The organism is Streptomyces sp. NPDC096193 (genome assembly GCF_040302905.1).
GTDB lineage: Bacteria > Actinomycetota > Actinomycetes > Streptomycetales > Streptomycetaceae > Streptomyces.
On sequence record NZ_JBEOSJ010000028.1, the window covers coordinates 93,997 to 107,691 of the forward strand.

Annotated in this window: 12 protein-coding genes; 7 read left to right on the forward strand and 5 right to left on the reverse strand. The window is 69.0% G+C overall.

Translation table 11 applies throughout. The features are described from left to right. Positions 1-20 precede the first annotated feature (20 nt). The gene (locus ABTX78_RS30680; protein ID WP_352210038.1) at positions 21-1,091 is read left to right on the forward strand and encodes a YncE family protein; all 1,071 of its coding nucleotides are present in this window, start codon (positions 21-23) and stop codon (positions 1,089-1,091) included. 164 nt (positions 1,092-1,255) lie between these two features. Here the strand turns inward: ABTX78_RS30680 and ABTX78_RS30685 are convergent, their stop codons facing one another. Both ABTX78_RS30685 and ABTX78_RS30690 read right to left on the reverse strand, forming a co-directional pair. Beyond that, positions 1,256-2,413 (reverse strand): glutathione-independent formaldehyde dehydrogenase, encoded by a 1,158-nt coding sequence (locus ABTX78_RS30685; RefSeq protein WP_352210039.1) that lies wholly within the window; start codon positions 2,411-2,413, stop codon positions 1,256-1,258. Between the two features lie 484 nt (positions 2,414-2,897). Continuing rightward, the gene (locus tag ABTX78_RS30690) at positions 2,898-3,287 is read right to left on the reverse strand and encodes an ArsR/SmtB family transcription factor (protein WP_352210040.1); all 390 of its coding nucleotides are present in this window, start codon (positions 3,285-3,287) and stop codon (positions 2,898-2,900) included. Positions 3,288-3,381: 94 nt separating this feature from the next. On the opposite strand from ABTX78_RS30690, the gene ABTX78_RS30695 reads away from it, so the two are divergent. Next, on the forward strand, positions 3,382-5,355 hold the full coding sequence (locus tag ABTX78_RS30695) for a heavy metal translocating P-type ATPase (RefSeq protein ID WP_352210041.1): 1,974 nt from the start codon (positions 3,382-3,384) through the stop codon (positions 5,353-5,355). 399 nt (positions 5,356-5,754) lie between these two features. On the opposite strand, the gene ABTX78_RS30700 is transcribed toward ABTX78_RS30695, so the two are convergent. Further along, on the reverse strand, positions 5,755-6,891 hold the full coding sequence (locus ABTX78_RS30700; protein WP_352210042.1) for a hypothetical protein: 1,137 nt from the start codon (positions 6,889-6,891) through the stop codon (positions 5,755-5,757). A 392-nt stretch (positions 6,892-7,283) separates the two neighbouring features. On the opposite strand from ABTX78_RS30700, the gene ABTX78_RS30705 reads away from it, so the two are divergent. From ABTX78_RS30705 to ABTX78_RS30725, 5 genes are all read left to right on the forward strand, one after another. Continuing rightward, positions 7,284-7,775, forward strand: coding sequence for a phosphate-starvation-inducible PsiE family protein (locus tag ABTX78_RS30705; RefSeq protein ID WP_352210043.1), 492 nt, complete (start codon positions 7,284-7,286; stop codon positions 7,773-7,775). 542 nt (positions 7,776-8,317) lie between these two features. Then, positions 8,318-8,488, forward strand: a complete 171-nt coding sequence (locus tag ABTX78_RS30710) for an Hsp70 family protein (RefSeq protein ID WP_352210056.1) — start codon at positions 8,318-8,320, stop codon at positions 8,486-8,488. 3 nt (positions 8,489-8,491) lie between these two features. Next, a complete protein-coding gene (locus ABTX78_RS30715) occupies positions 8,492-10,441 on the forward strand; it encodes an MFS transporter (RefSeq protein ID WP_352210044.1) in 1,950 nt (649 codons plus the stop codon). Further along, on the forward strand, positions 10,438-10,926 hold the full coding sequence (locus ABTX78_RS30720; RefSeq protein ID WP_352210045.1) for an Hsp20/alpha crystallin family protein: 489 nt from the start codon (positions 10,438-10,440) through the stop codon (positions 10,924-10,926). Before ABTX78_RS30715 ends, ABTX78_RS30720 begins: the two co-directional genes overlap by 4 nt. A 72-nt stretch (positions 10,927-10,998) precedes the next feature. Further along, positions 10,999-11,427 carry a DUF2267 domain-containing protein gene (locus ABTX78_RS30725; protein WP_352210046.1) on the forward strand — a complete coding sequence of 143 codons (429 nt, stop codon included), beginning with the start codon at positions 10,999-11,001 and terminating at the stop codon, positions 11,425-11,427. 89 nt (positions 11,428-11,516) lie between these two features. Here the strand turns inward: ABTX78_RS30725 and ABTX78_RS30730 are convergent, their stop codons facing one another. Then, on the reverse strand, positions 11,517-13,283 hold the full coding sequence (locus ABTX78_RS30730; protein ID WP_352210047.1) for an FAD-dependent oxidoreductase: 1,767 nt from the start codon (positions 13,281-13,283) through the stop codon (positions 11,517-11,519). After that, a complete protein-coding gene (locus ABTX78_RS30735; protein WP_352210048.1) occupies positions 13,283-13,540 on the reverse strand; it encodes a UBP-type zinc finger domain-containing protein in 258 nt (85 codons plus the stop codon). The genes ABTX78_RS30730 and ABTX78_RS30735 overlap by 1 nt, the downstream gene beginning before the upstream one ends. Positions 13,541-13,695 lie beyond the last annotated feature (155 nt).

Genomic DNA, 13,695 nt, shown 5'->3' on the forward strand with positions numbered 1-13,695 from the left:
CTCTACAGGAGGCACCTGCCATGTCCCCCGATCGGTCCGTCATGCGGCGCCGCGTCCTGCTCGTCGCGGCCGTTTCCGCGACCTGCGTCCTCGTCCCCGTCAGTACAGCAACTGCCGCAGCTCCGGCTTCCGTTCACACCCGACCGGAGCACCACACGGTGGACTCGGCTGAATTGACACAGGGGCTCTACCAGTCTGCCTACTCGGCGCGGAACAACTCTCTGTGGGTCACCAGCGCGGTCGGATTCCCGCCGGTGACGCAGTCACAGCTCCTCAAAGTCGATCCCAGGAACCTGAAGGTGACCGCGGCCTTCGAACCTCCCGTCACGGATGCGGCCACCGGTGCACGCGAAGCCGTGTACGGAGTGGCCGTGGACGACGAGCACAACACCGTGTGGACCACCAACACGGTGGACAACTCCCTCGCCGTCTACAGCCAGCGCACCGGACGTCACCTCACCACAGTGCCGGGCGTGAAGCACCCGCGGGACGTCTTCGTGGACGCCCGTCGCAACCTGGTATGGACGTCCGGGCTGGAGGACGGCAGCATCGTCGCCTTCGACACCCGTACCCACCAGGAGAAGAAGCGCATCACCGTCCCGGGTGCCGCACCCGCCGGCCTGGCCGTCGACACGCACACCGGCACCGTTCTGGCCGCCGACCTGGCGAACAGCCGTCTGATCGTCATCCGGCCCGGGGCGGGCACGCCCACCTTCGTCACCGTGGGCCAGGGCGCCATCGATGTGGCACTGTCTCCCGACGGGACCACCGCCTACACCGCGAATCAGGGGGCCGGCTCGGTGTCCGTGGTCGACCTGCGAGCGGGCGTCGTCCGCAAGGAGATCCCGACAGGCGCGGGGAGTCTCGCAGTGGCGACCGACGACCGCACCGGCCATGTGTTTGTGGCCAACCGGGGATCTGGCACAACCACCGTGGTCGACCCGTGCAAGGGCACGGTGATCGTGGACCTGCCGACCGGCGCGAACACCAACCACGTCGCGTTGCACCGCGGCACTGCCTACGTCGTGGACAAGGCCGCCGCCGGCGCGGCTGCTCTGGACAGCATCCATCGCATCCGCACCACCGGCTGACGAGGGCAGCCGTACCTCATTGACAGCACAAGGGATCTCCCGGTCAGCCGCGTCCGACCCGCTGTGGGGCCGGACGCGGCGCCGCGGGTGGCGAAGCAGCTGTTGCCGAGCAGCGTCTCGCGTCATCGCTCGGTCACGGTCTGCTCCGCCGGGGTGGTGTCGTCTCAGGCGCCGTTGGGATGCAGAACGACCTTCGTCCAGCCCTCGTCACGAGCGTCGAAGTGCTCGTAGGCGGTGGGCGCCTCGTCCAGGTTCAGCTCGTGGGACACGACGATGCTGGGTTCGGCCTTCCCACCGGCGATCAGGTCGCGCAGGGCCCGGTTGTACCTCTTCACCGGAGCCTGGCCGGTTCCCATCTTCTGGCCCTTGAACCACATCAGTCCGAAGTCGATGGGCACCTTGCCTTGGGCTTCCAGCTCGTTCTGGACTTCCGCGCCGCCGGGATCCTCCGGCAGGAAGACCCCCACCACGCCGAGGTCACCGGTGAAGCGGACGCAGTCGATCAGGCCGTTCAGGGTCAGCGTGGCGTCCTCGTGGCCCTGTGGGTCGTGTGCCTGGTATCCCACGCACTCGCAACCGTTGTCCGCGCCCAGGCCCAGGGTGGCCTCCTTGATCACCTCGCTGGGGTTCTCGTCGGCGCTGTTGATCGGGATAGCCCCCATCTCCTCGGCCACCCGCAACCGGTCGGGGTGATGGTCGACCACCCACACGCGGCCGGCACCCTTCAGGATGGCCGAATACGCCGCCATCAGACCGACCGGGCCACTGCCGTAGATCACGGTCTGGTCGCCCGGCTTGACGTTCGCCATCTCGGTGGCGTGGTACCCGGTGGGGAAGATGTCCGCGAGCATCACGTAGTCGACCTGGCGCTCAGGGGCGTCCTCACCGAGCCGAAGAGCGTTGAAGTCGCCGTAGGGCACGCGAAGCAGTTCTGCCTGTCCACCCTGGTAGGGCCCCATGTCGGCGAAACCGTAGGCCGCCCCCGCCAGGGACGGTTCCGGCTGCATGGTGAGGCAGTAGTTGGTCAGGCCCTTCTCGCACTGTTTGCAGAAGCCGCAGGCGATGTTGAACGGCAGCACCACGTACTGGCCCACCTGTACCTTGCGGACGGCGGAGCCGACCTCCACGACCTGTCCCAGGTTCTCGTGTCCGAGGGTGCGCCCTTGCTCGAAGGACGTACGCCCTTCGTACATATGCAGGTCGGAACCGCAGATATTGGTGCTGGTGATCTTGACGATGATGTCGCAGGGGTGCTCGATCTGGGGGTCCGGTACGTCCTTGACGGTGACGCTCCGCGGTCCTTCGTATACCGCTGCTTTCATGATCGTTCCTTCGGTGCCACCACCGCCGCAGTCAGGCGCTGGGGCGATTGAATGTGCCGGTTTCTCGGCGGCTTCGCCGCCTCACGGGCTTCCGCCGGACGAGCGCGTCCAGGACGACGCGACAACACGGCGGCAGGGCCGGTCAAGAGGTGCGGATGACCTCTACGGGCCGATGACCGCCCAGGATGACGGTCCCCGCTCCCGGTACCCATGACGGCGCATCCCAATCAGACCCCGTCCGGGCGATTCCCGGTTCAGGAATACCTGGTCACGTCCTCCTAGGGCGTGGACCGGTGAGGCAGGATGACCGTTCGGACGGCCGCCGCCGCTCTCCCCTGGAGCGTCATGAAGAGCGTGTCGGCCTTGGAACGAACAGGCCGCGCAGAGACGGGTGTGCGCAACAGCCCTCCTGTGGGGACCGCTGGGCCCGGATCTGTGACCGCTCTGCGCCGGTGGCGCCACTGACGGCAACGCGGCGCCTCGGCTACCCGCCTGTGGGCGTGCCGTCGGTAGGGGCCGATGCGGCGTCGCGGACTCCCAGGCGCAGGTGCTCGACGTGATACAGGGCCTGGTCGAGGAGTTCGGCGACGTGGTTGTCGTAGAGGGCGTAGACGATCGAACGCCCGTGGCGCTCACCCGTGACCAGTCCGAGGTTGCGCAGCAGGCGCAACTGGTGGGAGCAGGCGGAGGCTTCCATGCCGACGGCGTCGGCGAGATCACCGACGGAGCAGGGGCCTTCCTGGAGGCGGGCCAGGATGTACAGCCGCGAGGGGGTGGCGAGGGCCTGGAGAGTGGCAGCGACGTCGGCGGTGCCGACGGTGTCGAGGCGCTCGCGTGCGGTGGCGCTGCTGGCGGTGTCGGTTCCGTGGCCCATGGGGACAGCATACCGACGACACCTGAAGACCTATTCATACTTTCCTGTATGGTGGCGGACGTTGTCCCTCCCACCCGTGAAGGGTTGTTCTGTCATGCCTTCTGCCTTGGACCAGCGGCCCGCACCGGCTGCGGCCGGGCCGCGCCCTGCGCCGCCCCAGCGCCGTACTCAGGTGCTGGCGCTGCCGGAAGCCCGGTGGGCGCTGGCCGCGCTGGTCCTGTTCCTGGCCGCCCTCCCGCTCAAGCTGCTCGACGCTCCGGCGTGGACGTGGGGGCCGCTGTTCGCCGCCTCCTACGTCACCGGCGGATGGGAGCCGGCATGGGCGGGCCTGAAGGCCCTCAAGAACAAGAGCCTGGACGTGGATCTGCTGATGGTGGTCGCCGCACTCGGCGCTGCTGCGATCGGTCAGGTACTGGACGGAGCGCTGCTGGTCGTCATCTTCGCCACGTCCGGTGCGCTGGAGGCCGTCGCGACCGCTCGCACCGCGGACTCGGTCCGTGGCCTGCTGGACCTCGCGCCCGCGACAGCGGCCAGACTGAGGGCCGATGGTGGCGAGGAAACGGTTGCTGCCGAGGACTTGAGGGTCGGTGACCTGATCCTCGTGCGGCCCGGTGAGCGAGTGAGCGCAGACGGCCAGGTCTTCGAAGGCGTCAGCGATGTCGATCAGGCCACCATCACCGGTGAGCCGCTGCCGGTGGTGAAACAGGCCGGGGACGAGGTGTTCGCCGGGACGCTGAACGGCACCGGCGCCCTGCGCGTCCGCGTCGAGCGCGACCCGTCGGATTCCGTGATCGCGCGCATCGTGCAGATGGTCGAAGAGGCTTCCGAGACGAAGGCTCCCACGCAACTGTTCATCGAGAAGATCGAGCAGCGGTATTCGATCGGCATGGTCATCGCCACCCTCGCCGTCTTCGCGGTGCCGCTCGCTTTCGGCTCGGCTCTCCAGCCGGCCCTGCTCCGGGCGATGACGTTCATGATCGTGGCCTCGCCCTGCGCGGTGGTGCTGTCCACGATGCCACCGCTGCTGTCCGCGATCGCCAACGCCGGCCGCCACGGCGTCCTGACGAAGTCCGCGCTCGTCATGGAACGCCTGGGCCGGATCGACGCGGTCGCGCTGGACAAGACCGGCACCCTGACCGAGGGCACCCCCCGCGTCACCGACATCCGCCCCCTGGCCGGTACCGGGCTGGATGAGGACACGCTGCTGGCGCTGGCGGCCGCGGCCGAGCACTCCAGCGAGCACCCCCTCGCTCGCGCTGTCGTCGACGCCGCACGCGAACGGCGCCTGCCGCTGCCGGAAGCGCTCGACTTCGCCTCCGTCCCCGGCCGGGGCGTGAGCGCCACCGTCGAAGGCCGCTCCGTCCAAGTCGGATCTCCCGGCCACCTGCTACCTGCCTCCACCGGGCCGGCGGCCGCGGCGGTTGCGGAGCTGGAGGACGCCGGGCGGACCGCCGTGCTGGTCGTGCGCGCGGACACCCCGGTCGGCGTGATCGGCATCGCGGACCGGCTGCGGCCGGACGCCGCCGCCACCGTGGCCGCGCTCACCGAACTGACCGGCCGGCCCCCGGTCCTGCTCACCGGCGACAACGAACGCGCCGCCCGCCACCTGGCCGCTGAGGTCGGCATCACCGATGTCCGCGCCGGGCTGCTCCCGCAGGACAAGGTCGCGGCCGTCAAGGCATGGGAGTCCGCCGGCCGCCGCGTGCTGGTGGTCGGCGACGGCGTGAACGACGCGCCGGCGCTGGCCGCGGCGCACACCGGCATCGCGATGGGCAGGGCCGGCTCCGACCTCGCCCTGGAGACCGCGGACATCGTCGTCGTCCGCGACGAACTCGCCACCATCCCCGCCGTCGTGGCTCTCTCCCGCAAGGCCCACGGCCTGGTCGTGCAGAACCTGGTCATCGCCGGGATCTTCATCACGGCGCTGGTGGCCTGGGACCTCGTCGCCACGCTCCCGCTGCCCCTCGGCGTCGCCGGGCACGAGGGCTCCACGGTCATCGTCGGCCTCAACGGCCTGCGCCTGCTGCGGGAAGCCGCCTGGCCCCGTCCCACCCACGGTGTCGCGTGAGCGGACGAGCGTGTCGCACACGTATGGAAGCACCCACGGCGGCGGGGGGTACCGCCGTGGGGCATCGATGAGCCGGGCGACGAGGTGCAAAGCGCAGTCGCCTCAGGAGTGGTGACGGCCTGTGGTCCGGTACGTTCGTCCGGCGTGCGATGCAGGGTCACCGCGGCGGAGGCGACCGTCTGGCGATGCCTACGGGTCAGGTTGGCGAGGCGTCAGGGCGGGCAGCACGGACGGCGAGAGCGACTTCGGCGGCCGGGGCGGATGCGGGGCCAACGGGCCGTGGGGGCCGCCCGGGCCAACGTAGGTGCGGCCTTTGGGGCGTGCCAACTGCAGGTGCCTCTTCGGGGCGGCCAACCGAGGAGCCTGCAACTGACCCCGGTGCCAGAGCCATTCGTGTTTTCAGGAGTCCGGTCGGGGGTCCGCGTCCGAGCCGGTACGGTCGTCCGCCATTCGCTGCTGGCGGTCCCGGTGGCGACGGCCGTAGGCGGCATAGCGGACGGCCTCGTCCTGTTCCAGGCCTGTGCCGAAGGCTCCGCCGACCATCGAGATGGAGCTGATGAACCAGGCGAGGTAGAAGTAGTCGCCGGTCTCGACGGTACCGCCCCCCAGAGACTGGCTGAAGACCTGGCGGTCCAGCGTCAGGAAGGAGACGGCCACCATGGTGACGAACAGCAGCACGTACAGGGTGAGTACGCCGAGCGCGACGGTGATGAGCGTGACGAGGTTGTAGGGATAGAGCCAGCCACCGTGGCCGGGGAGGGCGCCGCCTTTCTCCCAGAGCCGGTGGTCGACGATGACCCAGGCGGTGAGGGCGGCGGCGCAGGCCACGGTGACCACGAGCTGCTGCCAGACATCGAGGCTGACGGCCACCTGCCAGGTGACGTTGTTGAGGAAGCTGACGGCGGCGGTGGCGAAGACGCCGGCCAGCGCACGGGACAGACTGGTGAACAACCGCCAGGGCCTGTTGGCCCGCACCATGCCCGCGACGAGCCGGAAATGACCGTGCAGGCCGGGCACGACGTAACGGTCCGGGCCCGGCGGTCCGGGCCCGGCGCCCCGGGCCTGCCGCGCCGAGCGGCCGATGACCCGTGGCCGGCGGCTTTCCTCGGCCTCCTCGACCAGCCGGGACGCCACGGCCAGTACACCCTGTTCGACGCGCCGCCGCAGCCGCCAGGGCCCCAGCGCGGGCACGGACAACAGAGCGACGCCGCGATCCGTGCTGACCTCGGCGCTGACCGGATGGAAGCGGGCTCGACGGGGCAGGTCGGTGAGGAAGATGCCGATGTCCCAGTCCTCGTCCGTCAGGAACGCGCTGACGAGGTCAGCCATGTCCGCCACGTCGACTTGCTCGTCGGCCACCAGGTCGGCGGTGACGGTCTTCACCACCCAGTGGATGCCCCCTTCGGTCAGGCTGTCGAGCTGCGCCGGAAGGTCCTCGGCCAAGTCCCTGGCGATCTCGGAAGGCAGATCGGGGTCGGCGACCAACAGCAGCAGCCGGGTCGTCCGCGCGGACGATCCCGCTTCTGCGCCGTTCATGCTGCCTCCAGATCATCGGCGGAACCCGGTACCGACCGATCGGACTACGTCGCCTCCCCGGCGGATGACCGCGCCGTCGGGCCTGGACATGGCTGTCTCGGATTCTGTCTCCGTTTCTGTGCCCCGGAACCTGGCGGGTGCTGCGGACGGTCGTCCATTCGGCCGCACGGAACGCCACGGCCGCCTCCTCCACATGCTGACGGCACGAGCGGACCTCAGTGCTGTCCCGTCACCCCCAACGGGCGCACGACGACAGCTACGGCACCTCACTGCGTTGTCGGATCGCCCGACTACGCCCGGTACGAGGAGCACCCTCCGCCGTGCGATGCACCGCATCCGGCGCCGCGCGCTGATCCACCGACGACGACAGGACAGCCCTTAGCATGCGGAGCGTGGCAGACACTCGCCGAAGAGCCGACGCGCCCCGCGTGCAGAACCTCCTGCAATCTGCCGAGGACGGCATCCACCTGGTGGTGGCCGGAATCCTGCTGCTGCTCGCCGTACTGCTGACGATCGGTGTCGTCGCCGATGTCGTCCACGCGATCAGGGGCCCGTTCCGGGGTGAGACCATCGTGCTCTCCGCACTGGACAACAGCCTGGTCCTGTTCATCGTGGCCGAGTTGCTGCACACGGTGCGCCTCACCATCAGGAACCGCACGCTGGACGCGGAGCCCTTCCTCGTCGTCGGGCTGATCGCCGGCGTCCGCAAGGTGCTGATCGTAACGGCGGAGGCGAAGGAGTTCCGCTGGGAAGCACAGGGCATCGAGCTGCTCATCCTGATCGGGCTGATCCTGGTGATGGCGCTGGCGGTGTACGTGTGGCGGCGCTCGACACGGCCGTTGGACTTCATGCTGAAGACGCCGGGCGGACCGACGACCGGCTGACGCAAGCCCATCGGCCCTGCCCAGGGGCACTTGCGGCCCGCGCCCCTTCCTCTCGTACTCGTGGGTCGAACAGACCCGCGCATTTCTGACTCACCGGGCGCAGGCGCGGAGCCGGTCGGCTCGCCACTCTGGGGCGTGTTCGGGACTTTCCGTGCCTACCGGCCGGAAGGACCGGGCGATGATCGAGCAGCTCGCAGGCCTCACGACGTACCGGGGAGCCGAACGCGCCGTCAGTCTCTGTCGCGCCGGCTTTTCACGTGATGGGGCAGCGTCCGGCAGTCGGGGCGTGCACCGCGTCGAGGAGGTGACCGGGCGTTGGACCACAGCACCGCCGCCCTGCACGGCACCGCAAGCAAAGCCGCTGGCACTCGTCGGCCGGCTTTCGGCCTCGTCAACTGATTCACCCCTCGGCGTAGGGCCGTTCGGTGAGCCGCGTACGGCCGGTGCGAATCCCGTCCGTACCCGGATGCGAGTCCCCGTGCGTACCTGAACGAACGATCCGGAGAACCGCCGCAGAGCGCCGTACCCGGGAGGAGTTCCTCATGGCCAAGGCAGTGAGCATCGACCCGGACACCACGAACTCGCTGAGAGCCCTGTGCGAGGGCGGCGAGCCGAGCGCCGTGCCCGACAACGAGGACACCCGCACGACACCCGTGACGGTGGGGTTCACCGACGTGGCCACCTCCACGGCCGGCCAGGGGGCAGAGGTGTGAACAATGACCGCCACCGAAACAGCCACCGTCACCACGCAGATCCCGGCCCGTCTCGACCGGCTGCCCTGGTCACGGTTCCACCGGCGCGTCGTGATCGGCCTCGGCACCGTTTGGGTCCTTGACGGACTCGAAGTCACCATCGTCGGCGCCATAGCCTCCCGCATGACCGAGCCGGGCAGCGGCATCGCCCTCACGACCGCCGACATCGGCTATGCCGCGGCGATCTATGTCACCGGGGCCTGCCTGGGCGCTCTTGTCTTCGGCCGCCTCACCGACCGCTACGGGCGCAAGAAGCTGTTCATGCTCACGCTGGGGATCTACGTCGTCGCCACCATCGCGACAGCGTTTTCCCATGAAGCCTGGTACTTCTTCCTCGCCCGATTCATCACCGGCATGGGCATCGGTGGTGAGTACGCGGCGATCAACTCAGCCGTCGATGAACTGATCCCGGCTCGCAACCGCGGGCAGGTGGACCTGGCCATCAACGGCAGCTACTGGGTGGGCGCGGCGATCGGCAGTCTGGCAGCCCTGGCCCTCCTCAACACCGCGTGGCTCGACGCCGGCCTGGGCTGGCGACTGGCCTTCGGTCTCGGTGGTCTCCTCGGACTCGGCATCATGCTGGTGCGCCGGCATGTTCCCGAGAGCCCACGCTGGCTCTTCATCCACGGCCACGAGGACGAGGCCGAACGCATCGTCAGTCAGATAGAAGCCGAGGTGCGGCAGGATACACAGCAAGAACTCCCGGAACCGGGCGAGGCAATCACCGTACGACAGCGCAAGATCATACCGTTCGCCGAAATCGCGCGGGTCGCCATGCGGCGGTATCCACGCCGCGCCCTGCTCGGACTGGCACTCTTCATCGGCCAGGCGTTCCTCTACAACGCGGTCGTGTTCGACCTGGGTACGATCCTCAGCGGCTACTTCGGCACCGGCTCGGGCTCGGTCCCGTACTTCATGGCCATCTTCGCCATCGCCAACTTCCTCGGGCCGCTGCTTCTGGGCCGGCTTTTCGACACGGTCGGCCGGAAGCCGATGATCGCAGGCACCTACTTCGGCGCGGCGGCCATCGCCGTCCTGCTCGCGGTCCTGCTGGCCAACGGCTCTCTGACACGGTGGTCGTTCTTCCTGCTGGTGTCCTTGACCTTCTTCGTGGCGTCCGCGGGAGCGAGTTCGGCGTATCTGACGGTCAGCGAGGTGTTCCCCATGGAGACTCGCGCACTGTCCATCTCGCTGTTCTTCGCCGTCGGTACCGCCCTTGGAGGCATCACCGGACCGCTGCTGTTCGGCCGGTTCGTTCACAGCGGTGACTCCGGTCTGGTGGCTCTCGGCTTCATCATCGGAGCCGCTGCCATGGCCATCGGCGGCCTTGCCGAAGTCTTCTTCGGCGTCCGTGCCGAACAGCAGTCCCTGGAGAACATCGCCAGGCCGCTGACCGCGGAAGAGGCAGACGCCGACGCACGGAACGAGCCCGCCCCGGCAGACGTACGCGACCGCACAAGGCCCGAAGAGGTCCGCAGGGCGGGGCGTGAGCGGCAACAGCGGATCGACGACCGCAACGCCCGTCGGGCACGGCGCGAGCGCGCAGGCGTGCACAGGTATCGCCCCGGGACCGGAACCGGCAGTTCGTTCTACTCGCCGGGCATGGCCGGTACCGCGGGCGCGGCAAGCCGGACCTCGGCCATGGCCGACCAGTCCCTCGACCACGAAATCGAGCAGCTCTCCCAAACCCTCGCCCAACGCGGCCCGATCAGTCGCAAGGAGCTCGAACGGGCTGTGCGGGGACGGGCATGGGGTCCTGGACGCTTTGGACAAGCGCTGCGCGAAGCGACCCGCGAATCGCGTGCACAGCGCCTGTCCGAGGACATCTACGCTCCGGCCGGTCCGTCCGCCGCACCGGGCGACGAAGACGGTACAGCCAGGAACACACGAGAACACGGAGGTGATGGACGATGACTCTGCCCGTCCGAGACCGCCGCAGTGGCGGAACGACGGAGCGGCCCCGCGGCTGGGTCCGCAATCCGCTGACGGAGTTCGACGAACTCATCAACCAGATGAGCGGGCTGATGGAATCCACGGTGGGCGGCGCGGCACCCGCGGCCACGTGGACACCCCTCGCGGATGTATCGGAAACCGACGACGCCTTCCACGTCGAGCTCGAGCTCCCCGGCGTCAAGAGCAAGGACATCAACGTCGAGGCCAACGGACAGGAGCTGGTCGTCACCGGAGAGATCAAGGAGAAGGAGCGCAAGGGCGTCCTGCGCCGGAGCACCCGTCGTACAGGTTCCTTCGAGTACCGGCTACGGCTGCCCGGAGAGATCGACACGGAGAAGATCACGGCAGAGATGTCGAACGGTGTGCTCACGGTCACCGTCCCCAAGGCGGAGGTCGCCAAGCCTCGGCACATCGAGATCACCGAGAGCAGCGCAAGCGACCATTGAGAGCGAGGAGCCCGGCGGTGCGGGACGACAGTCCCGCACCGCCGGGACCTCGGTGAGCGAAAGGGTCACGACATGGTCGACACAGGCTTCGCATCCTTCGACACCATGGTGGACAAGGCCAACCGGCTCCTCAAGGACATCGAGCGGGCCAACGGGTGGCCCAAGGAACGCCGGAAGCAGTCGTACGCCGCACTGCGCGCCGTCCTGCACGGGCTTCGGGACCGGCTCCCCGTCGACGGAGCCGCACACTTCGGCGCACAGCTTCCCATTCTGATCCGAGGCATCTACTACGACGGATGGAAACCGGCCGAGACACCGGTGAAGCTCAGCGTCGAAGAGTTCTACCAACGGGTGCGGGAGGAGTTTCCCTACGCGGTCGACGGCGGCATCGAACGCGTCGTGGACAGCGTGCTGGATGCTCTTCAACTCCACATCAGCGAAGGCGAATGGAAACACCTCAAGTCCTTGCTGCCGAACTCGCTGGCCGCCGTACTGCCCTGATCGCTGTCCGTCGGCGTGATCGGCCAACAGGGTGATCGGCGCCTACGGAGCCGCCGCTGCCGGGCGAGGTTTCACAGCCCGGCAGGATTTCACTGTCCGTACAGCCCCCGCCCGGGTGCGGCCCCGGGGTCGCCCTGCTGCTCAGTGCCGGACGCCGTGCGGACGAGGTTGCCCTCCACTGCCTGGTGTTCGTGCACCAACCTGACTGCCATCGCCCCTTCGCCGGCCGCCGACGCCACGCGCTTCACCGAGCCACTGCGGACGTCGCCGACCGCGAAGACCCCTGGCAGTGTCGTCTCGAGCAACATCGGCGCTCGGCCGAGCGGCGCCCACTCGCCCTCGTCGGCGCGGGCCTCGGCGTCCGGGCCGGTGAGGACGAAGCCCGCCTCGTCGAGTGCGATCACGTCCTTGACCCAATCGGTCGGCGGCGCCGCCCCGATGAAGACGAACAGAGCGCGCCCCTGGATCTCATCGATCTCGCCGGACACGTTGTTCCGCACCACCAGCGTCTCCAGGACGCCGTCGCCACGGGTCTCGATCACCTCGCTGTTCAGCAGGACGGTGATCTTCGGATTGCGCTCCACCTGGTCGACCAGATAGCGCGACATGTCGTGGTTGAGGTCGTCGCCACGGACGATCAGGTGGATGTGCGGCGAGTACCGCGAGAGGAACAGCACGCCCTGTCCGGCGGAGTTGCCGCCGCCGACCACGGCGATCGGGTCGGTCCGGCACGCGTGGGCCTCGTGCAGTGTGGCCGCGTAGTAGACGCTGGAGCCCTCGAAGCGTTCGATTCCCGGGACGCGCAGCCGACGGAATCGCGCACCCAGCGCCAGCACCACCGTGCTGGTCTCGGTCGCGGTGCCGTCGGCGAAGGTGACGGCGTAGTGACCGTCGCGCGCTTCCAGGCCGGTGGCCTCCGCGGAAATCGTCAGCCGCGCGCCGAACTTGTGCGCCTGGAGGACCGATCGCTCGATGAGTTCGGCGCCGGAGATGCCGGAGGGGAAGCCGAGGTAGTTCTCGATGCGCGAGGAGGTCCCGGCCTGGCCGCCCGCGGCGATGCCGTCCACGACGACAGTGGCCAGGCCGTCGGAGGCGCCGTAGACGGATGTGGCCAGTCCAGCCGGTCCCGCTCCGATCACCAGCACGTCGCACCGGGTGGCCTCGGGCGAGGGCGCCGGGAGGCCGATGACCCTCGCGAGTTCGGCATTACCGGGGTTGCGCAGCACCTCGCCCTTCCAGATGACAACCGGCGTCTCCTCGGGGCGGACGCCGAAGCGGCGGAGCAGTTCTTCGGCCTCCTTGTCCCGCTCCAAGTCGATCCACCGGTGCGGCAGCCGGTTCCTGGCGGCGAACTCGCGCAGTCGCTGGGTGTCCGGCGAGTAGCAGGAGCCGAGGATACGGAAACCGGCGCCGAGGCCTATGAGCAGCGCACGGCGGCCGAGGTAGGCACGCAGAACCAGGTCGCCGAGGACCGGGTCGCCCGCCACGATGGCGCGCAGTCGGTCCACCGGGACGGCGAGTACCTCGCCCGGCTCACGGACGACCGCTGAGTAGAACGCGGCCTGCCCCTCCAACAGGCCGAGTTCGCCGAGGAAGCGTCCCGGTCCGTGCAGGGCGACGGTACGCTCGTCGGGACCCTCATGGTCGTGGACGACCTCGACCAGTCCGGCGACCACGACGAGAAACTCGCCGAACGGCTCACCCTCCCGGAACAGCACCGTGCCCTCGCTCGTGGGACGTTTCCGGCCGTGCGGCGCCAGAATCTCTATCTGCTCGGACGTCAGCCGGGGATAGGCTCCGAACTGATCGGGCGTCTCGGTCAGCGGCCCCTCCCGGCCGTCTGCGGCGCTGTTCATCAGACCATCGCTTCGTGGACAAAGCACCAGCGCCAGTCCTCGCCCGGCTCGAAGGACTGGACGATGGGATGGCCATCTGCTCCGGCGTGCCGACGGGCGTGCTTGAGCGGCGAGGAGTCGCAGCATCCGACGTGCCCGCAGGTCAGACACAGCCGGAGGTGCACCCAGGGGGAGCCGAGGGCCATGCAGTCCTGACAACCCTCGGGGGTGAGCGGGGTAACGGGGCGCACGAGCGCCAAGTGGGGATCGTTGGGCATCATGGCGGTCCTCTTCCGTGGGTGGTCTGCTTCGTTCGAGGGCCGCACGGCCCGCGGAACTCAGCGGCGGCCGGCGATGGTTTCCTCGACCCAGGTGTGCAGGGCGGGGGCGGGTGCGGCGCCGGCTTGTCGGGCGATCACTTCTCCGTTGTCGA

Coding starts and splice junctions, on each gene's coding strand:
- ABTX78_RS30680 (WP_352210038.1), top strand. CDS start 21: ATGTCCCCCGATCGGTCCGTCATGCGGCGCCGCGTCCTGCTCGTCGCG.
- ABTX78_RS30685 (WP_352210039.1), bottom strand. CDS start 2,413: ATGAAAGCAGCGGTATACGAAGGACCGCGGAGCGTCACCGTCAAGGAC.
- ABTX78_RS30690 (WP_352210040.1), bottom strand. CDS start 3,287: ATGGGCCACGGAACCGACACCGCCAGCAGCGCCACCGCACGCGAGCGC.
- ABTX78_RS30695 (WP_352210041.1), top strand. CDS start 3,382: ATGCCTTCTGCCTTGGACCAGCGGCCCGCACCGGCTGCGGCCGGGCCG.
- ABTX78_RS30700 (WP_352210042.1), bottom strand. CDS start 6,891: ATGAACGGCGCAGAAGCGGGATCGTCCGCGCGGACGACCCGGCTGCTG.
- ABTX78_RS30710 (WP_352210056.1), top strand. CDS start 8,318: ATGGCCAAGGCAGTGAGCATCGACCCGGACACCACGAACTCGCTGAGA.
- ABTX78_RS30715 (WP_352210044.1), top strand. CDS start 8,492: ATGACCGCCACCGAAACAGCCACCGTCACCACGCAGATCCCGGCCCGT.
- ABTX78_RS30720 (WP_352210045.1), top strand. CDS start 10,438: ATGACTCTGCCCGTCCGAGACCGCCGCAGTGGCGGAACGACGGAGCGG.
- ABTX78_RS30725 (WP_352210046.1), top strand. CDS start 10,999: ATGGTCGACACAGGCTTCGCATCCTTCGACACCATGGTGGACAAGGCC.
- ABTX78_RS30730 (WP_352210047.1), bottom strand. CDS start 13,283: ATGAACAGCGCCGCAGACGGCCGGGAGGGGCCGCTGACCGAGACGCCC.
- ABTX78_RS30735 (WP_352210048.1), bottom strand. CDS start 13,540: ATGCCCAACGATCCCCACTTGGCGCTCGTGCGCCCCGTTACCCCGCTC.